This is a genomic window from Streptomyces sp. NBC_01089, from assembly GCF_045162975.1.
In the GTDB taxonomy this organism is placed as follows: domain Bacteria; phylum Actinomycetota; class Actinomycetes; order Streptomycetales; family Streptomycetaceae; genus Streptomyces.
In genome coordinates this window covers 3458168-3477665 of record NZ_CP108660.1, presented here as the reverse complement: position 1 = coordinate 3477665, position 19498 = coordinate 3458168, and the positions used below count along the sequence as shown (strand labels likewise).

Here is a 19498-nt window from a genome sequence, read left to right as displayed (position 1 = left end):
CTCCATCGGCTGCTCAGAGAAAACTGGTGACCGCGTGCCAGGTGCTCTTGGCTGCCGATGCCACGGCGTGGCCGGTGGCGTTGCACACGTTCTTGAACGGTTTCCAGTGGTGGTAGAGGTACGTGCCGCCCAGATACAGGCCGGTGCCGACCATGACGGCTTCGCCCACGACGGGTACGCCGTCCACCAGCTGGAGAGCGGCGAGCGTGTCCCAGGTGGCGAGTCCGGCGTTGACACCGGCCGCGCCACGGTCCACCCAGCCCATCGCTCCCTTGTCCTCGGGCTTCCACATGGTGTAGAGGTCGCCCACGATGGCCAGCCCGTTCAGCCCCACGGTCGCCCCGCGCAACCACGGAAGCCTCGCCGCCTCCCCTAGGTTGGCGAGCTTCGTGCCCTCGTTCCACTTGCCGATCGCGTCCCAGTCCTTGGCGAAGTCCTCGATCGCCTGGGCGAGATCCGCTTCACTGGCCGCGCCGCTGCTCATGGCGTTCATGATCGGGCGGGCCATCTTCGGGAAGTCGGCCTCCATCAGTTCGGGAATGCGTGCTGCGAACTCCTCCGCGGTCTTGACGCTCTCCTCCGCGCCCTCCGCGCCGCTCATCAGGTTCAGCAACACCATGTCGGCGTACGGGGCCGGCACGGCGTGCAGGCGCTCGTCCCACTTCCGGAGCTCGCCCTCGGGGCCGAAGAGTTTCTCCCACAGCCCCGGGTTCTCTTCCTTGAGCTCTTCGCCCGCCTTGGCCACCTGCGCTTTCAGCTGCTTGGCCGACAGGGTGTCCAGGCACGTCTTGCCGAGCGTCGTCTGCGCGTTGCTGAGCGCGGTGGCGCACGTGTGCGCTGCGCGGTTCAGATCGGAATTCGCGTCGCTGACCTTCTGACCGAGTGCCTTGGGGGACTGGCCGGGCGGGGTGGACGGCTGGTGCGAGCCAGAGGGGTGCGAGCCAGAGGAGTGCGAGCCCTGGGCGTGCTTGTCGGCGGTGGTGTTGGCGCCCTTCACGGCCTTCTGGGCGGTCTCCAGCGCACCGGCGTAGGTGTGCAGCGCCGAGTAGGCGGCGCCCGCCGCCACATGGACCGCCTTGAAGCGCGGGTACACACCTTCGGCTGCTGTCCTGTACTGCTTGGCCACCGGCCCCGACCAGCCCTTGAGTACGGTTTCGACATGCCGCTGGAAGGTTGTCAGCAGCGTGGAGTGGTCATGGGCCAGTGACTTGAACCGGCCGGCGGCGGTCCGCAGCGTTTCGGGGTTCCCGGCCGGGACGGTGTAGCTGGGAGGCGTCATTTGCCGCCTCCGCCTGCCTTCTTGAGGTTGGCGGCGGTCGTCCGGGCGACGTCACCGAGATCACTGACGGAGGTGCCGGTGTCCCCGGCCGCCTTCGCGATCGCACCGGCCAGCGCGGTGATGGCCGACGCCACCCGGTGGTCCCCGGCGGCGCCCGATGCCTGTTTGCCGGCCGCCGTTCCGGTCTTGGAATGACCGTTGGCCGAGGTAACAACTGATTTCATGGCTGAAGCCGACGCATGTATGTGCTCGGCGTCACCGCCCCGGTAACCCACTGCTCCTGCACCCCGTTTTCAGTACCCGGGCCCGGCTGATCCCTCGCAGCCCCGGCCTCCGCCTCAGACGGTGCTCGGCCGGGCCGGGCGCAGTCAACGCCGGAAGGGGTGCATCAACCACTCTTGGCCGGGCAGTGAGCGGAACTTTGCAATCGTGTGGCCTGGCGAAAAGACTGCGGCCGGGGCTTCGCGCCCGGCGCCCGCCCTCCGTGGCGAGGGCCGGGCCCTTCGAGGTTGCCCAGTGCCGGACAGCGGGTGCCGGTACTCGGAAGCCGTCGTGCGCTTCACTGGCGGGACCGCTTGCCGGCGTGGAGGATTCCGTAGGAACCCCACTCGTCACTGCGGCCGAAGAACCCGGTGATGCCGGTGGGGGACGGCCATCAGAGGCCCTGTCCGGTTGTTCGTCGGCTCGGTGGTGGCTGCGCGACGGGCTTGCCCGGGTGTCACGTTCACCAGTCGGCCTGGGCGGCCAGTGTCTCGGTGAGAGCCTTCATCTTGTCCGCACCGATGTGTGTGTGGGCGTCCTTCCCCTCGCCGACCACCAGGGCGATGTCACCGGCGCCGTCCACCGAAAGCCGGACGGCGCCGACGCTTCCGCTCGGGGTGACTGTGGCCGTGCCCCGCTTGGCCTTCTGAGCCGTGGGCAGCCATTTCTGCAGCGCGCTGGACGTCATTTGCGCATCAGAGGCGATCTGGGGGGCCATCAACCCCAATGCGTAATCCGGGCGGCGGGTGCCGACCGTGTACACGGTGATCTTGTCTGCGGCGATCCCGAAGGCGCAGCTCACCACTGCGCCACCGGCGTCGGCGAGCGGTGAGCCGGGTCCCGCGGTCTTGTCGGTTTCGGCGCTCACCGTCCCCTTGCCGTGCTCCGGCCCGGCCTGGCCGCTCACGCCAATCCGCTTCGCTGCTTTGCCGATGTCGTAGCTGATCGGGCAGGGTCCGGCATCGCCGTGAGTGGCACGTGCCTTTTTCACGAACGGGGACACGTTCAACGGCCCGCCGGCGGCCGTCCGATGGGACTGGCCCGTGCACCCGGACACCGCCCCTGCCAGTAGCAGTGCGACTGTCGCCGATGCCGCGGCATGCTCCCACCGTGACCGTGGATGCCTTCCCATCTGTCTTCCCCCTGAAGTTGGTTGGGGCGCCCACGGCCCCGGCCTGATCGTATGGTGCGAGTACTCCCGGGCGACGGCGGTGACCCAGGGGCTCCCTCCGGAACGGCTGCTGCCCTCGGCAGCGACCGCGTGGCGGCGTGTGTCAGGGCGCGATGTGACAGCTGGGGCACCGAACTGTGCCCGTTCGCGGCCCGGCCCTTTACCAGCCTTTGTCAGCGGTTGATCGTCTGGATCTCCTGGACGTTCATGTCCTGGGTGGTCTGGAAGGTTCCGTCGGGCAGGTCGCCGCCTGCGCCGTCCGTGCCCTTCCAGCTGATTTTCCAGGTGATCGACGCCTTGAGCTGGTACGGATTTCCGTCGGTGGCGTGGAGATAGTTGATGCCGCAGGGCGGGTTCTGGCTGGCGTCACCCGACTTGTACGGGGTGCCGATGGAGCCGTCCTTGTTGAAGGTGCAGGTGCCGGAGGCGGGGAAGGTGTCCGCGTCATCCGTGCCCGGGTCCAGGTGCAGGCTCACGGGCTTCGCGGTGGTCTCGGCCCAGAGCCCGGTGTTGGGGAGTTCGGCGCGGACGGCGACGTCCTTGAACGTGCCCTTGTCCAGCCAGACCCAGGTGGGCAGGTTCACGGTGGACTTGGTCTGCGGCTTCAGTTCGATCTTGGTCTCGGGGACCTTGACCTTGTTGTACGCGTACTCGGCGAGCATCTTCGGCGTGGGCGCGTGCGGAATCTTCGGGACCTGACCGGCCGGCTGCCAGAACATGATGCGGCCGCACTGCCAGGAGTCGGGGTCCGATTCGTCCGGCGCTACGCTCCGCCAGAAGTATCCGCCCTTGCCGATGTTGTAGTTCTTGTAGCCATCGGCCTTGGAGTTCGAGTCGTCGAAGTTGTCCTCGGGCTTGCCGTCCTTGTAGTGGTCGGTCCAAAGGCCCTTGCCGTACCACGACTCGTGGATGCCGACATCGCCCTCGCCATCCGTTTCGTCGACGAATGACTTGAGCCCCTCCGGCGTGAACACGGGCTCGTACCAGCACGCCGGCGGCTTCCAGTTGGGGTCGACCGCTCCCAGGTTGCCCCTTTTGCCGCTTCCGCCGCCTCCCTTGGGGTAGCTGAGCCGGATCTGGGAGTGGGTGGCGGATGCGTTGAGGTTCCGGCCGTTCGAGCCGCCGTTCGAGCCGCCCTTCGTGCCGCCGTCTCCGACGGCGTGGGCCGGGCCCGAAGCGAGGGCGACCGTTATGAGTGAGGCCACGGTGAGAGCTGTCATCCTGCGCCGAGGGTTCACGACGGGCACCCACCCCTCTTGGAGTTGGTGGACACGGTCTGCCAAACGCCTTGTGAGCTCTTCTGCAGCGTGGCCGTGTAATACACCTTGGGATCCGTGCCTGCCGGGTTTCCCTTGACTTCGCCCGTCTTACGGCCCTTTGTGTACGCCTTGCTCTCGTCCATGCAGTAGTTGAGGACCGCTCGTGTCTTATTGCTGCCGAGCATGCTCGCCTTGGCGTCATAGACCGGCGCCTTGCCGATGAGTGTCAGATCCTTGCCCGTGTAGGTCTTGATCCACTCCTGGTCCTGGGAGAGGCCGGCCGCCGTGTCGTAGAACTTCAGGTACGCGGCATCAGGAGCCTTGGCCATGATGGCCGCGTACCCGGCGCGAACCTGCTCCTTGCCGTCGTTGAGAACGGCCTGCTCGTCGGGGTCGCTGCTGTTCCAGCCCTGGAAATTCAACTGGAAGGAGTGGGGGATCGTAATCTCCGGCCGTGCTGCGCCCGGGTCCGCGGAGGTGGATGTCGAAGCAGACGGGCTCTTCGTCCCCTCGTCGGCGCCCTGGATCTTGTCCTTGGAGGCGTCGTTGCTACTGCCTCCGCATGCGGTCAGTAGCAGGGCCGCACTGACAGCTAGTGCGGCGGCGATGGCTGGAGTGCGGCGGGCCACGAGTGTTCTCCCCCGGTTGGCGGCAGCGGTCCGGCAGAACCGGACTGCAAACGTTCAGGGCATTCGAAGCTACCAGCCGCATGTAAAGGGCAGCAGAGGGCCGTCGGGGGATTCCGTGCCATGTGCGGGAGGTGTGACCTGGTCGTGACGAATCCGTCGCGGGCGAGGTGTTTTGTGCGCCGCCCGGTGGCCGTGTGCACGTGCGATGGAGTGGCGGCGGCGCACTTTGATGCCCCGGACGAGCGGCTTCGTCGGGGCCCGTGAACGGCGTCCCGGCCCCGCGGGCCCGGGGCCGGGTTGGGGCTGGGGGAGACTTCTGGGTATGACCAAGGTTCTGATCACCGGCGGTGCCGGGTTCATCGGCAGTACCGTCGCTTCCGCCCTCATCGATCAGGGGATCACCCCGGTCATCCTCGATGATCTCTCCAAGGGGCGGCGCGAATTCGTCCGCGACCGGATCTTCTACCAGGGCGATATCGCCGACCAGGCGCTGCTGGACCGGGTGTTCGCCGAGCATCCCGATATCTACGCGGTCCTGCACTGCGCTGCCAAGATTGTCGTGCCCGAGTCGGTCGGTCGGCCGTTGCACTACTACCGGGAGAACGTCGCCAAGACCGTCGACCTCCTCGAAGCACTCCAGCGCAATGGGTGCGAGCGCGTCGTCTTCAGCAGCTCCGCCTCCATCTACGCGCCGACCGCCGACGCCCGTGCCGACGAGACCTCCCCGGTGGCCGCCGAAAGTCCGTACGCGCGTACCAAGCAGATGATGGAGCAGGTCCTCCAGGACTGGACCGTCGCGGCGCCCGTCCGTGTCATCGCCCTGCGTTACTTCAACCCGATCGGGGCCGATCCCCAGCTGCGTACGGGGCTGCAGGACCCGACCCCGACCCATGCGCTGGGCAAGCTCATCGAAGCGCACACCGAGGGCACGCCGTTCACCGTCACCGGGATGGACTGGGCGACCCGCGACGGCAGCGGTATCCGGGACTACATCCATGTCTGGGACCTCGCCCGCGCGCATGTCGCGGCCCTCACACGCTTCGACGCGGTCGTCGAACCCTCGGCCGGCGACCGGTACCGCGTCATCAACGTCGGCACCGGACAGGGCACCACTGTGCGTGAACTCGTCACGGCCTTCGAGGCTGCCGTGGGCGAGAGCCTCGATGTCCGCGAGGCCGGACGGCGCCCGGGGGATGTGATCGGGTGTTACGCCTCCGGTGACCTGGCGGGCGAACTCCTCGGCTGGAGCGCACAGAAGAGCCTGGTGGACGGCGTACGCGACGCACTGGCCTGGCGTGAGAAATGGACCGCGCAGTTGGCCGGTTGAGGGAGGCTGCGCAGCGCAGTGCTGCGGGGTGCATTGCCGCGCAGGCGTGTTGTGCAGCGCAGGGGCGGATCGACGTGCGACTCGGGGGAGCAGTGACGTGAAGGACACCGACACCGTGGCGAAAGCCGGCGCATCGGACGCAGGTACCTGGACACTCGGCGACCGGAGCGTGAACCGGATCGGCTTCGGAGCGATGCGTCTGACCGGCAGCGCCGCGTTCGACCTTGGCGAGCCGGGTGACCGGGACACACCGGTCAGGGTTCTCCGCCGCGCCGTCGAGCTCGGCGTCCATCACATCGACACCGCTTCCTTCTACTTCTCCCGGCTCCGCTCGGCCAACGAGCTGATCAACACGGCGCTCGCCCCGTACCCGGAAGACCTCGTCATCGTCACCAAGGTCGGTCCCGGCCGGGACCCTTCGGGCGACTGGTACACGGCCACGCCCGAACAGCTGCGTGGCCAGGTGGAGGAGAACCTGCGCCAGCTGGGCCGTGACCACCTCGACGTGGTGAACCTCCGCCGGATGTCCCAGGACTCGATCTCCGAGCACTTCGGCGCTCTCGCCGACCTCCGCGACGCCGGGCTGATCCGGCACCTGGGCGTGTCCGACGTCAGGGCGGAGCATGTGGCGGAGGCGCGGGCCATCGCGCCGGTGGTCTGTGTGCAGAACCAGTACAGCCTCGACGTCCGGGGGAGCGGCGAACTGCTGACGTACTGCGGGGAGCAGGGCATCGCCTTCGTGCCGTTCTTCGCGATCGCCGGTGAGGGCCGGGACGAGGGCGCCGGGGCCGGTGGAGGGGGGAGCGCGCGGGTACGGGCCGTCGCCGAGGCCCACGGGGTGTCCCCGGCCCAGGTCCGCCTGGCCTGGACGCTGCACCAGGGCCGGCACGTCCTGGCGATCCCGGGGACCGGCAACCCCGCCCACCTGGAGGAGAACGTGGCGGCCGGGGCGCTTCGTCTCACCGGAGAGGACATGGAGCTGCTGGGCGTCACCGAGCGCGTCACCGGACGCGTCCCACGGGCCCCTCGATCAGCTCGATGAACGGCGGACCGCCTGTGGTGAACGCGATTCGGTAGTCCCACTCGCCCAGTTGTTCCGAAGCGGGCTCACTCCACTCGACCCCGGCCGAGCGCCGGAAGTCCGCCATGGCGTGCTCGATGTCCTGGACGGCGAAGCACACGTGAGAGGAGGCAGTCATCCATCCATGATCGAACGAGCCGTCACGGCTGACCAGTGACGGCTGACCAGTGACGGGTGACCGGTGACCAGTGGCCAACGGACACAGGACGCCGCCCTCCGGCCGTTCACGCGCGGATCGTGTGACCCGGTCGTGACGAATCCGTCGTGGGTGCGCGGGATTCCCGCGTGCCGGGGGCCGTTCCGTCACCGTGGCACCGTCCGGCCTCCGGTGCGTAATCCGGGCAAGCGTCAACAGCCCCGTCATATCGGACGCGTTGTGTCCGTCCGCCCCTGTCTGTCTTTCGAAACCGTCCGTACCATCTCGGTAGGCTCAGTCCACCCCCGATGTCCGACCGGCCCCGACGGCCAACAGCCGACGACCGACACCCGGCTGCCGACACCCGCCGACCGGTGGCCGGCAGGCCGACGGCCCCACCACTCCACACTCCACCGCCCCCGACGATCCCGAACCCGCTCCCTCTCCCTCCACAGGACACCCGCCATGGCGCGCAATACTCCCGGTTCGACGGGCCCGACCAACCGGACGCCTCAGCCCCTGCCCCGGCAACGGACCGCGGGGGACTTCGCCAAGGCGTTCTTCGCGTTTCTCGCGCTCGCGGGGCTGCTGCTCGCCGTGCCGCTCGCCCTCTCCACGCAGGGCTGGCCGCTGCCGCACGGTATGCCGTCCTTCGACATGGTGCAGCAGCAGATCACCGTCGACACGTTCGTGAACATCCTGATCTGCGTCGTCTGGCTGGCCTGGGCGCAGTTCGCCGCCTGCGTCATCGTGGAGATCAAGGCCGCCGTCTCCGGTGTCGGGATGCCCTCGCACATTCCCGGTGCGGGGCCGAGCCAGATGCTGGCCCGGCAGCTCATCGCCGCACTGCTCCTGGTCAGCGCCACCGCGGCGAGCTTCGCGCCCGGGATCGCGCAGTTCGGGCAGTCCCTGGAGTCGACGCACAAGCCGACGGTCGCCGCCGCGCAGCAGGCCCCCGGGATCGGGGTCGCGCAGCAGGCCCAGGCGGCCGTCGCCTCGCAGGCCGACGCACAGGCGCACGCCGAGCAGGCCAACGCGAAGACCGGGGCCGAGGGTGCGACGAAGTTCTACCGGATCAGCCCGCCCGAGGGCCGCCACCACGACTCGCTGTGGGAGATAGCCCAGCGCCACCTCGGCGACGGCCGCAGGTACAAGGAGATCTACCAGCTCAACAAGGACCGGATGCAGCCGGACGGTACGAAGCTGTCCGAGGCGAGTCTGATCAGGCCCGGCTGGATCATGGAGATGCCGGCCGACGCCCACGGCGGCGAGCTGGTCGAGATGCCCGACCAGGCGCCCAGCGTCTCCGAGCAGGTGCGCCACCAGATCGACGAGTACGCCAAGTCCGGGAACCACCAGGAGCAGCCGGCGCAGCACCAGGGCGGCGGCCGCGTCGACAGCCCGACGGCGCAGATCTCCGTACCCGAGCAGCGCCTCCCGAACGCGCCGAGCACCGGAGCAGGAGCCGGGTCGGGCGCGGGATCGGGTGCTGTCGCCGAGGCCCCGTCGCAGAGCTCGGGATCCGGGCTCGGCCTCTCCACCGCCCTCATCGGCGCCCCGCTGCTCGCCGCCGGGGTGCTCGGCGCGCTGGGCCGCCGCCGCCGGATGGCGCTGTGGCAGTCGGCGATGACCGCGGTGGCCGGCCGGCGCGGGATGGAACCGCCGGTTCCCACCGGCGACGAGGCCGACGCGCACGACGCGCTGCTGGTCGGCGCCGACCCCGACGCCGTCCGCTTCCTCGACCTGGCGCTGCGCGGGCTCTCCTCCTCGCTCGGCCAGGACGGCCGCCCGCTGCCCGTCGTGTACGCGGCGTGGCTCACCGACGAGGACCTGCACCTCCAGCTCGCCCAGCCGTCGGGTACGCCGCCGGCGCCGTGGCAGCAGGGGCAGGACCAGACGTTCTGGCGCCTTGAGCGGTCGGCCGTCGCGGCGTACGAGGGGATCGCACCGGACACCGCGGCCGCCCCCTACCCGGGGCTCGTCAGCCTCGGCACCCGTGACGACGCGCGGCTGCTGCTGAACCTGGAGGCCGTGCCCGGTCTCGTCGCGCTCACCGGGGCCGAGCCCGACCGCGCCGCCGTCCTCTCGTCCGTCGCCGCCGAACTGGCCACCAACGGCTGGTCGGACCGGATGACCGTCACGGTCGTGGGATTCGGCGCGGAGCTCAGCCCGCTGGCGCCGACGCGGCTGCGCCACCTCAGCTCCGTCGACGAGCTGATCGAGATGCTCGGCGCGGAGATCGGCCAGCGCCGCAGCGCACTCGGCGCCGCCGGCCACGACTCGGTCCTCACCGGAAGGACCGGCCCGGCGCAGCAGACCCGCTGGGCGCCGCATCTGGTGCTCGTCGCCGACGAACCCACCGCCGAGGAGGCCGCCGCGCTCGCCGAACTGACCACCGACTCCGGGCGGCTGGGCATCGGCTGCCTGATCGGCGCCGGTACGGCCGGTCAACTCCAGGGCGCCACCTGGGACTTGGAGATCACCGGCGAGGGCAGGCTGCTCGCGCCGCTGCTGGGCCTCGAACTGGAGGCGCAGCTGCTGCCGCAGGCGCAGCACGAAGCGGTCGTACGGCTCTTCGCGGACGCCGACCCGGAGGGCGAAGGCCCCGAACCGGCCCGCCCGTTCCTGGTCGACATCACCGAGCAGGGCCGCCCCGCGGTGTACGCACGGCTGGTCGGCCCGTACGAGATCATCGGCCTCGACACCCCGGACAGCGAACGCAGCGCCCTGCTGCACGAAGCGCTGGCGCTGCTCCTGCTGCACCGTGAGGGCGTCCACCCGCGGGTGCTCGCCTCGGCCATGTGGCCGCGCGGCGTCACCCCCGAGGTGTGCGACGCGCTCATCGAGCGGCTGCGGCTGTGGCTGGGCACCGACGAGGACGGCTCGGCCCGGCTCCGTACGGACAGCACCGGGCGGCTCACGCTCGCCCCGTCCGTGGTCTCCGACCTGGACGTGCTCCGCTCGCTCCACCACGAGGCCACCGAGGGCCGGGGGGCGCGCCGCGCTTCGGTGCGCGAGCGGCTGCTCACGGACGCGCTCGGGCTGGTACGGGGGCCGCTGCTCGCCGACCGTACGGAGGGCCGCTACACCTGGCTGACCCACGAGATCATCGACACGCAGCTGCCGCTCCTGGTGGCCGATGTGGCGCTGGCCCTGTCGGCGCACCACCTGGAGCAGGGGCAGCCGGAGAAGGCGATCGCCGCGCTCCGGGCGGCGGTCTCCGGGTCGTCGGCGGACGAACGGCTCTGGAACGAGCTGCTGCGGGCGACCCATGCGACGGGCGACGAGGCGCGGCTGCGTGAGCTGGCGGCGGATCTGACCGTACAGAGCGGGGAGCGGGGGCTGCCGTCGCGCACGGAGGCGCTGCTGGACGAGCTGCTTCCGGGGTGGCGCGGGGGTGTTGCTGCGGCGGGGTGACGGTACGCGTGGCGGGGGTGCGGGGTGCTGTGGCGCGGGGCCCTTCGGGGCTCTGCCCCGGACCCCGGTCCTCAATCGCCGGACGGGCTGGGAAATTCCTCCCGGGAAAACCCGACAAAGGGGGCGCAATCTTTCGTCGTGGGGGCTGGCGTAGGCTGGATCGGTCGTCAGTAGCCCCTTGGGAAGGACCCGCCCGGTGACCGAGAACGCCGACCTTACGTCTGTAAATGTCGCAGCCGTCCTCGACCGTGCCGCCGCAGGCGGGCGCATCACTCCCGAGGAAGCGGTCGTCCTGTACCGCGACGCCCCGCTGCACGCGCTGGGCGCGGCCGCCGATGCCGTGCGCCGGCGGCGGTACGCCGGGACCGAGCACATCGCCACGTACATCATCGAGCGCAACATCAACTACACGAACCTGTGCGTCACGGCGTGCAAGTTCTGTGCCTTCTACGCGGCCCCGAAGGACACCGAGAAGGGCTGGACCCGCGACCTCGACGACATCCTGCGCCGCTGTGCCGAGACCATCGAGCTCGGCGGTACGCAGATCATGTTCCAGGGCGGGCACCACCCGGACTTCGGTGTGGAGTACTACGAGGAGCACTTCTCGGCCATCAAGAAGGCGTACCCGGAGCTGGTCATCCACTCCCTCGGCGCCTCCGAGGTCGAGCACATGGCGCGGATCTCCAAGGTGTCGGTCGAAGAGGCCGTCTCGCGGATCCACGCGGCCGGGCTCGACTCCTTCGCGGGTGCGGGCGCCGAGCTGCTGCCCGCGCGGCCGCGTACGGCCATCGCGCCGCTCAAGGAGTCCGGCGAGCGGTGGCTGGAAATCATGGAGACGGCGCACGGCCTGGGCGTCGAGTCCACGTCGACCATGCTGATGGGCACCGGCGAGACCAACGCCGAGCGCATCGAGCACCTGCGGATGATCCGCGACGTGCAGGACCGGACGGGCGGCTTCCGCGCCTTCATCCCGTACACGTACCAGCCCGAGAACAACCACCTGAAGGGCCGCACGCAGGCGACCCTCTTCGAGTACCTGCGGATCATCGCCATCGCCCGGCTGTTCCTCGACAACGTCGCCCACATCCAGGGCTCCTGGCTGACGACCGGCAAGGAGGTCGGCCAGCTGTCCCTGCACTACGGCGCCGACGACCTCGGCTCGATCATGCTGGAGGAGAACGTGGTCTCGTCGGCCGGTGCCAAGCACCGGTCGAACCGGATGGAGATCATCGACCTCATCCGCAAGGCCGGCCGTGTCCCCGCGCAGCGCGCGACGACGTACGAGCACCTCGTCGTGCACGACGACCCGGCGAACGACCCGGTCGACGACCGCGTCGTCTCGCACATCTCGTCCACGGCGATCGAGGGCGGCACGGCCCACCCCGAGCTGAAGCTCCTCGACGCCAACTGAGGCTCCGTTGCTGACGCTTCACCGGGCGCGCGCGGACGCGGTCGTCGTCGACGGCGACCGCGTCGCGGCGCTCGGCCCGTACGAGGACCTGCACACGGCGTACGGGGACCGGGCCCGGCTGCGCGACTGGGACGGGACGCTCACGCCCGGCCGCCACGAGCCGGACGCACCCGCGCTCCTCGAAGCGGCCTACTGGCCCGACCCCCGCGAGGACTTGGGCTCCGCCTCGCTGACCGGCGAGGCGTTGGCCGCGCTCGGTATGACGGAGGTCCGCTGGGGCGCGAGCGCCAGGCGCGGCCTGCAACGACTGCTCGCGGCGGGCACGACGTCGCTCGCCGGACCGTTCACCCGCCCACCCGTCCGCACGGCGGTCGACCGCTCGGGCATCAGGGTGTCCGCCGGGGGCGGCCCCCCGGAGCCCCGCCCCCTCACGGTGTCCGGCCGGGCCGACTTCGCGGTGTACGACGACGAGGGCACCTGCCTGGTGACCTGCATCGCGGGCCGCATGGTGCACCGGGCGCGGTGACCGTCGGTGGACCGGATCAGCAGGCAGCCAGGCGTCGGTCACTCGACACGAGCGGCGACGGTCCGCGCGCATTCCATTGACTCGCGGTGCGTCGTGTCCACCTCCAGGTCATAGCTCACGCCTCGGTGAACCACCTCTGCCTGTGTGGTGGCCATACCGGTGACCCGGTTGCCTCGTGCGACCTCGCGGCCCGCGGCGACTGAGCTCTCGCACCGGACCCCCACCCAGAGCACCCGCAGTCCGCCAAGAGCCTGCTGCCACCGCCGCTGGGATGCCGCTCCACCGAGGAACACTTCATCAACGATGACTCGGGCGCCCGCGTGCGCCATCGCGGCAATGCCCTGGATATACGCCGCCTCCAGCGTCCGGAACTCCGGCCCTACGACCACCTCGCCGTTCGCGCCGAACTCGATCCCTGCATCCGATGCCCGCATTGACGGGGGCATCGCCTGGACCAGTGTGTCGACGCCGAAGGCCAGCCAGGGATCCCGGAGAACGGACTGCAGGCACCGGACGATCCCGGACTTCCCCGAACTGGACCCACCGTTGAGAACGATCATCTGAGTCATCACGGCGCCACCGTAGAGGCACCGAGGCGATGAGCGAGACGCTTTTCGGTCGGCGCGGGGCATTTCTCCAAACTGCCGCAGCCCGCCTAAATTCCAAGCGGGCAAAGGCAGTTCGCGTTACGGTCCGGCGATGGACAGTACGGGTGACACGGGCGACACGGGCGACACGGGTGACACGGGCGAGGACGGGTACTTCGGGGAGAGTGTCGCTGCCGGGTACGACGACTCTTCGGGCAGTGAGGAATTCCGGCCCGACGTCGTGGACGCCACCGCCCGTGTGCTGGCCGAGCTTGCCGGTGGTGGGCGCGCCCTTGAGCTGGGCATCGGTACGGGGCGTATCGCACTGCCGCTGGCGGCGCGTGGGGTTCCGGTCCATGGCATCGATATGTCACGGGCGATGGTCGCCCGGCTGCGCGCCAAGCCGGGCGGTGACGCGATCGGCGTGACCATCGGGGACTTCGCGCAGACCCGGGTGGAGGGGGCCTTCTCCCTCGCGTACCTCGTCTTCAACACCATCATGAATCTGACGACGCAGGAAGCCCAGGTGGCCTGCTTCCGCAACGCCGCCGCTCATCTGGAGCCCGGTGGCTGTTTCGTCATCGAGGTCGCTGTCCCGGAGCTGCGGAAGCTCCCGGCCGGGCAGTCAGCCGTGCCGTTCCGGGCGGGGCCGACGCGCTGGGCGTTCGACCTGTACGACGTCGCCACCCAGGGGATGAGTTCGAACTACGTCGAGGTCGTCGACGGCCGTGGTGAGTACCGGTCGATCCCGTTCCGGTACGTGTGGCCGGCGGAACTCGATCTGATGGCCCAGCTCGCCGGGCTGCGGCTGCGTGAGCGGTGGGACGGGTGGGGCCGGGCGCCCTTCACCAGTGAGAGCGGGCGGCACGTCTCCGTCTGGGAGAAGCCTGTGGCCTGACCGTGCGGGGCGGGGCAGCGGACGGGCACGGAACGGCCGGGCGGGGTGTGGGAGAGGGGCTCGGGCCGCTCGTGGGTCTGATGCCCGCGTCCAGGGTCTGGGTGAGCGTCCAGCCGCCCACCACCAGAACTCGCCACACCCGTTTGATCGGCCTGATCGTAAGGGAGGGCGCGGTGCGGCGCCCGGCCCGTCCCGTCCCGTGCCACGCGGGCCGCCCCCCTGTGGCCCGGCTCCGGTGGGGTGCACGACACAATGGGCGGGTGACCCGAGCATCCCTGGACAAGCAGCCGCACGAAGTCGCCTCGATGTTCGACGACGTGGCGGCGAACTACGACCTGACCAATGACGTGCTCTCCCTCGGGCAGGCGCGGCTGTGGCGCAAGGAGGTGGCCAAGGCCGTCGGTGCGCGCCCCGCGCAGAAGATCCTCGACCTGGCCGCCGGGACCGCGACGTCCTCGCTGCCGTTCGCGCAGACCGGCGCGTACGTCGTGCCCTGCGACTTCTCGATCGGCATGCTCCAGGTCGGCAAGCAGCGCCATCCGTACCTCCCGCTGACCGCGGGCGACGCGACGAAACTGCCCTTCCGCGACAGTGTCTTCGACGCCGTGACGATCTCCTTCGGGCTGCGCAACGTCCAGGAGACGGACGCCGCGCTGCGGGAGCTGTACCGGGTCACCAAGCCCGGCGGCCGGGTCGTCATCTGCGAGTTCTCGCAGCCGACCTGGGCCCCCTTCCGTACCGTCTACACCGAGTACCTGATGCGCGCGCTGCCCCCGGTCGCCACCGCCGTCTCGTCCAACCCGGACGCGTACGTCTACCTCGCCGAGTCGATCCGCGCCTGGCCCGACCAGCCCGCGCTCGCCGCCCGCCTCCAGCAGGCCGGATGGGCCGACGTCGCCTGGCGGAATCTGACCGGTGGCATCGTGGCCCTGCACCGCGGGTTCAAGCCGACGGACTGAGCCGACGGACTGAGCCGACGGACTGAGCCGGGAGCCGGGAGCCGGGAGCCGGGAGCGGAGGGCATCTCTCTGACCTGCCCTCCCCTCCTTGCTGCTCCTTCTGCTCAGGCCGTCGTCCCCTCCTCCAGGTCCAGGCGGAAGCAGTGGCCCCTGCGCTTCGACACCGGGGTCATGAAGGTCTCGTGCAGCTCCATCCCGAGCCGCCGCGTCACCGCGATCGACCGGGCGTTCCCCGCGTCGACCATCGCGTACACCTCGCCGACGCCGGCCGCCCGTACCCGCTCCAGCGCCATGCGGGCGGCCGTCGTGACATAGCCGTGGCCCCAGTACTTCCGCCCGAGCCGCCAGCCGATCTCGATCTTGCCGACCGGCCCGAAGTTCTCCTGCGGCCAGGGCTGCGCGCCGGTGAATCCCATCACCTCGCCGTCCTCGTCGAGCATGGTCCAGAAGCAGAAACCGTGCTCGGCGTCATGTCTGCGCTGCCGGGCGGTCAACTCCTCGTACGCCGACAACTCCTTCGACGCACCACCATGGAATTCCATGACGTCCGGGTCGTCGAACACCCGGTGCCAGGCGAGGGCGTCCTCCTCGGTGGGGACGCGCAGCCGGACGACCGGCGCAGGCTCGTTCACTTCGGCCAACCCTTCAGCTGATCGATCAGGAGGTCCCCATAGACTGCACCTGTCCAGTGCCCCGTGGCACGCGAAATCGAGTCTTCCGGAGTTCCCGCCGTGACCGAGCCCCTCTCCGAGCACACCGCAGATGTGATCGTCGTCGGGGCAGGCCCTGCCGGCTCCACGACCGCGTACTACCTGGCCAAGGCCGGACTCGACGTCCTGCTCCTGGAGAAGACGGCCTTCCCGCGCGAGAAGGTCTGTGGTGACGGGCTGACCCCGCGCGCCACCAAGCAGCTGGTCTCCATGGGCATCGACATCTCCGAGGAAGCGGGCTGGCTCCGCAACAAGGGCCTGCGGATCATCGGCGGCGGCGTGCGCCTCCAGCTGGACTGGCCGGACCTCGCCTCGTACCCGGACTACGGCCTGGTCCGCAAGCGCGACGACTTCGACGAGCAGCTGGCCCGTCAGGCGCAGAAGGCGGGCGCCCGGCTGCACGAGCGCTGCAACGTCGGCGCCCCGATCACCGACCCGCGCACCGGCCGGATCACCGGCGTCAACGCCAAGATGGGCGAGGAGAAGACCCCGGTCACCTTCCACGCCCCGCTGGTCGTCGCCGCCGACGGCAACTCCACCCGGCTCTCCATCGGCATGGGTCTGCACCGCCGCGACGACCGGCCGATGGGCATCGCGGTCCGTACGTACTTCACCTCGCCGCGCCACGACGACGACTACCTGGAGTCCTGGCTCGAACTGTGGGACCGCCGCGGTCCGCAGGACCGGCTGCTCCCGGGGTACGGCTGGATCTTCGGCATGGGCGACGGCACCTCCAACGTCGGCCTCGGCATCCTCGACTCGTCGGCCGCCTACAAGGAGCTGGACTGGCGTGAGGTCCTGAAGTCGTGGTGCGCGTCGATGCCGGAGGACTGGGGTTACGTCCCCGACAACATGACGATGCCGATCCGCGGCGCCGCCCTGCCGATGGCGTTCAACCGCCAGCCGCACTACACCAAGGGCCTGCTGCTCGTGGGTGACGCGGGCGGCATGGTCAACCCGTTCAACGGTGAGGGCATCGCGTACGCCATGGAGTCCGGCCAGATCGCGGCCGACGTGATCGTCCAGGCGGCGGCCCGTGCGACGCCCGCGCAGCGCGAGATGGCGCTGCACAACTACCCGAAGATCCTCAAGGACACCTACGGGGGCTACTACACGCTGGGCCGCGCGTTCGTGAAGCTGATCGGCAACCCGAAGGTGATGAAGCTCATCACCGAGCGCGGTCTGACGCACCCGGTGCTGATGAAGTTCACGCTCAAGATGCTGGCGAACCTGACCGACCCGACGGGCGGGGACGCGATGGACCGGATCATCAACGGGCTGTCGAAGGTGGCACCGAACTCCTGAAGTGGAGGCCGTCCCGGCGCCGGAGCGGCCGGGACGGCTTACGCACGGGGGTCCGTCAGCCCACGGCCTTCCAGTGGTCGTACGCGCTGACCATCTGATAGGTGCGGTCGGGGCAGTAGAAGGAACCGGCCGGTGAGTCATAGGTGGTGTCGGAGTTGTCCGGCGATGCCGGGGTCCAACTGCCGTTGATCCGGACGGTTATGTTGCTGGACTCGAAGGTCTGGCCCGCCATGGCGTCGCAGGCGGCGGACCGGCCCGAGGTGCCGACCTGGGAGTACAGCTCGTTGATGTCCCAGCCGGTGTTGCGGCCCGACTGGTTCTGGCCCGACTGGGTGAAGAGGGTGTCCCAGGAGCCGGTCCGGTAGTTGTAGAGCCCCGCGGTCCAGGAGTTGGTGGCGGCGTCGGTCTTGACGACCCGGCCCGTGTACGCGCTGGACGTGCCGTCCGTGTAGGTGCTCAGGAAGGCGCTGTCGATGGGCACCGACGCCTCGAAGGCGACGCTGTCGCACCAGTCCCAGGCGGAGACCGAGCGGCCGGACTGCGTGTAGACGGTGACCAGCTCGATGCATGAGCCGCCCGCCGGGTACATCGTGGGGGTGTAGATCGTGGTGGAGCTGTCCTGGACGGTCAGCTGTGCGGACACCGACTGGGTGGCGCAGGAGCCGTCGCTGCCGCTGATCTCCTTGAAGGACGTGCCCTGCGCCGGGTGGATGTCCGTCAGCAGCCCGCGGCCGGGGGCGCCGTCCCGCAGCGGACCCTTGTCGGGCAGGCCGGACGCGGAGTAGCCGCGGGCCTCGCGGTGCGGCGCGGTCAGGGCCGAGAGCTGGTGGTGGACCTGGTCGCGGGAGAGTGCCCCGTGGACCGTACGGCCGGAGTCGGCGCCGGCGGACGCACAGACGTCGGCGGCCTGTTGGCGTGCGGTGGCGGCGGTGGTGGGGGTGGCGGCTGTGGAGCTGGAGGTGGCGGCTGTGGCCGTGTGGCCGTGGGCGGGTGCCGCGGATGCGGTGGCGGCGGTGCCGAGACCGCAGGCCAGGAGCAGAGCGGCGGTGGAGCCGAGCGCGGCTGCCGTGGATTTCATACGTCCCATACGTCTCACGGGATGCGTTCCTCTCAGAGGTGGGGGCTGAGGAGTACGCAGAAACCATGCTCATGTCAGATCAGGGAGTCAATCAAAACGAACATCCTTGTACAGCTCTTGTCCGATTCGCTTCAGCCCGCAGCGCTCCGGGCCGGTTCCGGTGACGGTTCCGGTTCCGACTGGGCTGACGGGCTGCGGCGCGGCAGCAGGAGCGGGGTGGCCAGGAGCAGCAGTCCGGCGATCCCGATCGCCGTACGGGGGCCGGTGGCCGTGGCCAGCAGGCCCCACAGGGCGGTGAAGGCCGCGATGCCGGCCTTGCTGGTGACCGACCACGCGGAGAGGGTGCGGGCGATCCGGTCCGGCGCGGTCTGCTCCAGCCGGCAGGTGGCGAGCACCGGGTTGTACACGCCCGAGCAGGTGGTCAGCCCCAGCTCGACGGCCATGACGAGCGCCAGCCCGGCGATCCCGGGACCGACGAAGGCCAGCCCGATCGACCAGCACGCCCGCAGCGTCCCGGCGGCGAGCAGCACCTTGTGCTGCCCGTATCGCGTGACGAGGGGGCGTGCCACCCGTGAGCCGATCAGACCGCCGACGCAGGGCACCGCGAAGGCGATGCAGTACTGCCAGGGGGCGAAGCCGAGGTGGCTGAGCATGAGCACGGCCAGCAGCGGTGATACCGCCATGATCAGGCCGTTGTTCAGGACCGAGTTGAAGAACAGCCGGCGCAGCGTCGGGTGTGTGAGGATGTACCGCCACCCGTCGAGGAGATCACCGGCGCGCGGACGACCAGTGTGTGGACGACCGGTGCGTGGATCACCGGTGCGTGGCTCACCGGCGGGCGGCTGTGGCCGGGCCGGCCGTTCGGGGTGCGGCTCCTCGCCGCCGATCGCCCGGATGCCCGCGGCGGACAGCAGATAGCTGACCGCGTTGGCGAGCACGGTCAGCACCGGACCGAACATCCCGATCGCCGCCCCGCCGAGCGGCGGCCCGAGCATGGTGGCGGTCCAGGTCGTGGACTCGAACCGGCCGTTCGCGACGAGCAGGTCCTCCTGCCGTACGAGCGATTTCATACAGGCACCGCTCGCGGCCGTGAAGGCGATGTCCGCCGCGCCGACCACCACGGACACGACCAGCAGCTGGGCGAAGCTGAGCAGGCCGAACGCGTAGGCGGCGGGGATGGTCATCAGCGCGGCGAACCGGATCAGGTCCATCGCGACCATCACCGGCCGCTTGCGGCGGAACTCCACCCAGGGCCCGAGTGGCACCGCCACCACGGCGCCGACCGCCAGCCCGGCGGCGGCCAGCAGCGACACCTGGGTCGTCCCGGCGTGCAGGGCGAGGATCGCGATCAGGGAGAACGAGTCGAAGGCGAGCCAGGTGCCGAGCGTGCTCACCGCGTACGCCGCCCAGAGCCACCCGAACTGCCGCCCCAGCGACCGCCTGGACACCATGCTCGGCGCACCT

18 protein-coding genes are annotated in these 19498 nt (G+C 70.0%); 8 read left to right on the top strand and 10 right to left on the bottom strand.

The window, feature by feature from the left end:
- Positions 1-13: 13 nt before the first annotated feature.
- The 5 genes from OG510_RS15355 to OG510_RS15335 form a co-directional block, all read right to left on the bottom strand.
- Positions 14-1279 carry a WXG100 family type VII secretion target gene (locus tag OG510_RS15355; protein WP_406137387.1) on the bottom strand — a complete coding sequence of 422 codons (1266 nt, stop codon included), beginning with the start codon at positions 1277-1279 and terminating at the stop codon, positions 14-16.
- Positions 1276-1503: a hypothetical protein gene (locus OG510_RS15350; RefSeq protein WP_406137385.1), complete on the bottom strand. Its 228-nt coding sequence runs from the start codon at positions 1501-1503 to the stop codon at positions 1276-1278. Before OG510_RS15350 ends, OG510_RS15355 begins: the two co-directional genes overlap by 4 nt.
- Before the next feature lie 500 nt (positions 1504-2003).
- Positions 2004-2543, bottom strand: a complete 540-nt coding sequence (locus OG510_RS15345; protein ID WP_406137383.1) for a hypothetical protein — start codon at positions 2541-2543, stop codon at positions 2004-2006.
- A gap of 341 nt (positions 2544-2884) precedes the next feature.
- Positions 2885-3931, bottom strand: coding sequence for a hypothetical protein (locus tag OG510_RS15340; RefSeq protein WP_406137381.1), 1047 nt, complete (start codon positions 3929-3931; stop codon positions 2885-2887).
- A 14-nt stretch (positions 3932-3945) separates the two neighbouring features.
- Positions 3946-4599, bottom strand: a complete 654-nt coding sequence (locus OG510_RS15335; protein WP_406137379.1) for a hypothetical protein — start codon at positions 4597-4599, stop codon at positions 3946-3948.
- 322 nt (positions 4600-4921) lie between these two features.
- Between OG510_RS15335 and galE the strand changes: the two genes are divergently transcribed.
- Both galE and OG510_RS15325 read left to right on the top strand, forming a co-directional pair.
- The gene (galE, locus tag OG510_RS15330; protein WP_406137377.1) at positions 4922-5926 is read left to right on the top strand and encodes a UDP-glucose 4-epimerase GalE; all 1005 of its coding nucleotides are present in this window, start codon (positions 4922-4924) and stop codon (positions 5924-5926) included.
- A gap of 97 nt (positions 5927-6023) precedes the next feature.
- The gene (locus OG510_RS15325) at positions 6024-6968 is read left to right on the top strand and encodes an aldo/keto reductase (RefSeq protein WP_406137376.1); all 945 of its coding nucleotides are present in this window, start codon (positions 6024-6026) and stop codon (positions 6966-6968) included.
- Here the strand turns inward: OG510_RS15325 and OG510_RS15320 are convergent.
- Entirely contained in the window at positions 6928-7125 is a 198-nt protein-coding gene (locus OG510_RS15320; RefSeq protein WP_406137375.1) for a hypothetical protein, read from the bottom strand. The genes OG510_RS15325 and OG510_RS15320 overlap by 41 nt on opposite strands.
- A gap of 483 nt (positions 7126-7608) precedes the next feature.
- Here OG510_RS15320 and OG510_RS15315 point away from each other — a divergent pair, with 483 nt between their 5' ends.
- The 3 genes from OG510_RS15315 (at position 7609) to OG510_RS15305 (ending at position 12497) form a co-directional block, all read left to right on the top strand.
- Positions 7609-10560 (top strand): BTAD domain-containing putative transcriptional regulator, encoded by a 2952-nt coding sequence (locus OG510_RS15315; protein WP_406137373.1) that lies wholly within the window; start codon positions 7609-7611, stop codon positions 10558-10560.
- A 196-nt stretch (positions 10561-10756) separates the two neighbouring features.
- Complete coding sequence (gene mqnC / locus OG510_RS15310) at positions 10757-11971, top strand: cyclic dehypoxanthinyl futalosine synthase (RefSeq protein WP_164259349.1); 1215 nt, start codon at positions 10757-10759, stop codon at positions 11969-11971.
- Between the two features lie 7 nt (positions 11972-11978).
- On the top strand, positions 11979-12497 hold the full coding sequence (locus OG510_RS15305) for an imidazolonepropionase-like domain-containing protein (RefSeq protein ID WP_406137371.1): 519 nt from the start codon (positions 11979-11981) through the stop codon (positions 12495-12497).
- Positions 12498-12535: 38 nt separating this feature from the next.
- On the opposite strand, the gene cpt is transcribed toward OG510_RS15305, so the two are convergent.
- Entirely contained in the window at positions 12536-13057 is a 522-nt protein-coding gene (gene cpt / locus OG510_RS15300) for a chloramphenicol phosphotransferase CPT (protein WP_406142406.1), read from the bottom strand.
- A gap of 139 nt (positions 13058-13196) precedes the next feature.
- Here cpt and OG510_RS15295 point away from each other — a divergent pair, with 139 nt between their 5' ends.
- Together OG510_RS15295 and OG510_RS15290 are read left to right on the top strand one after the other, a co-directional pair.
- A complete protein-coding gene (locus OG510_RS15295; RefSeq protein WP_406137370.1) occupies positions 13197-13982 on the top strand; it encodes a class I SAM-dependent DNA methyltransferase in 786 nt (261 codons plus the stop codon).
- Positions 13983-14242: 260 nt separating this feature from the next.
- The gene (locus tag OG510_RS15290; RefSeq protein WP_406137369.1) at positions 14243-14941 is read left to right on the top strand and encodes a demethylmenaquinone methyltransferase; all 699 of its coding nucleotides are present in this window, start codon (positions 14243-14245) and stop codon (positions 14939-14941) included.
- 104 nt (positions 14942-15045) lie between these two features.
- On the opposite strand, the gene OG510_RS15285 is transcribed toward OG510_RS15290, so the two are convergent.
- Positions 15046-15573, bottom strand: a complete 528-nt coding sequence (locus OG510_RS15285) for a GNAT family N-acetyltransferase (protein ID WP_406137368.1) — start codon at positions 15571-15573, stop codon at positions 15046-15048.
- 99 nt (positions 15574-15672) lie between these two features.
- On the opposite strand from OG510_RS15285, the gene OG510_RS15280 reads away from it, so the two are divergent.
- On the top strand, positions 15673-16956 hold the full coding sequence (locus OG510_RS15280; RefSeq protein ID WP_406137367.1) for a geranylgeranyl reductase family protein: 1284 nt from the start codon (positions 15673-15675) through the stop codon (positions 16954-16956).
- A 55-nt stretch (positions 16957-17011) separates the two neighbouring features.
- Here the strand turns inward: OG510_RS15280 and OG510_RS15275 are convergent, their stop codons facing one another.
- Positions 17012-18034: a hypothetical protein gene (locus OG510_RS15275; RefSeq protein WP_406137365.1), complete on the bottom strand. Its 1023-nt coding sequence runs from the start codon at positions 18032-18034 to the stop codon at positions 17012-17014.
- 131 nt (positions 18035-18165) lie between these two features.
- On the bottom strand, positions 18166-19485 hold the full coding sequence (locus OG510_RS15270) for an MFS transporter (RefSeq protein ID WP_406137364.1): 1320 nt from the start codon (positions 19483-19485) through the stop codon (positions 18166-18168).
- Between the last annotated feature and the right edge of the window lie 13 nt (positions 19486-19498).

Excerpts from the sequence above, each read along its gene's own strand:
- OG510_RS15355 (WP_406137387.1), bottom strand. The coding sequence starts at position 1,279 with ATGACGCCTCCCAGCTACACCGTCCCGGCCGGGAACCCCGAAACGCTG.
- OG510_RS15350 (WP_406137385.1), bottom strand. The coding sequence starts at position 1,503 with ATGAAATCAGTTGTTACCTCGGCCAACGGTCATTCCAAGACCGGAACG.
- OG510_RS15340 (WP_406137381.1), bottom strand. The coding sequence starts at position 3,931 with ATGACAGCTCTCACCGTGGCCTCACTCATAACGGTCGCCCTCGCTTCG.
- galE (WP_406137377.1), top strand. The coding sequence starts at position 4,922 with ATGACCAAGGTTCTGATCACCGGCGGTGCCGGGTTCATCGGCAGTACC.
- OG510_RS15320 (WP_406137375.1), bottom strand. The coding sequence starts at position 7,125 with ATGACTGCCTCCTCTCACGTGTGCTTCGCCGTCCAGGACATCGAGCAC.
- OG510_RS15315 (WP_406137373.1), top strand. The coding sequence starts at position 7,609 with ATGGCGCGCAATACTCCCGGTTCGACGGGCCCGACCAACCGGACGCCT.
- cpt (WP_406142406.1), bottom strand. The coding sequence starts at position 13,057 with ATGATCGTTCTCAACGGTGGGTCCAGTTCGGGGAAGTCCGGGATCGTC.
- OG510_RS15295 (WP_406137370.1), top strand. The coding sequence starts at position 13,197 with ATGGACAGTACGGGTGACACGGGCGACACGGGCGACACGGGTGACACG.
- OG510_RS15275 (WP_406137365.1), bottom strand. The coding sequence starts at position 18,034 with ATGAAATCCACGGCAGCCGCGCTCGGCTCCACCGCCGCTCTGCTCCTG.
- OG510_RS15270 (WP_406137364.1), bottom strand. The coding sequence starts at position 19,485 with ATGGTGTCCAGGCGGTCGCTGGGGCGGCAGTTCGGGTGGCTCTGGGCG.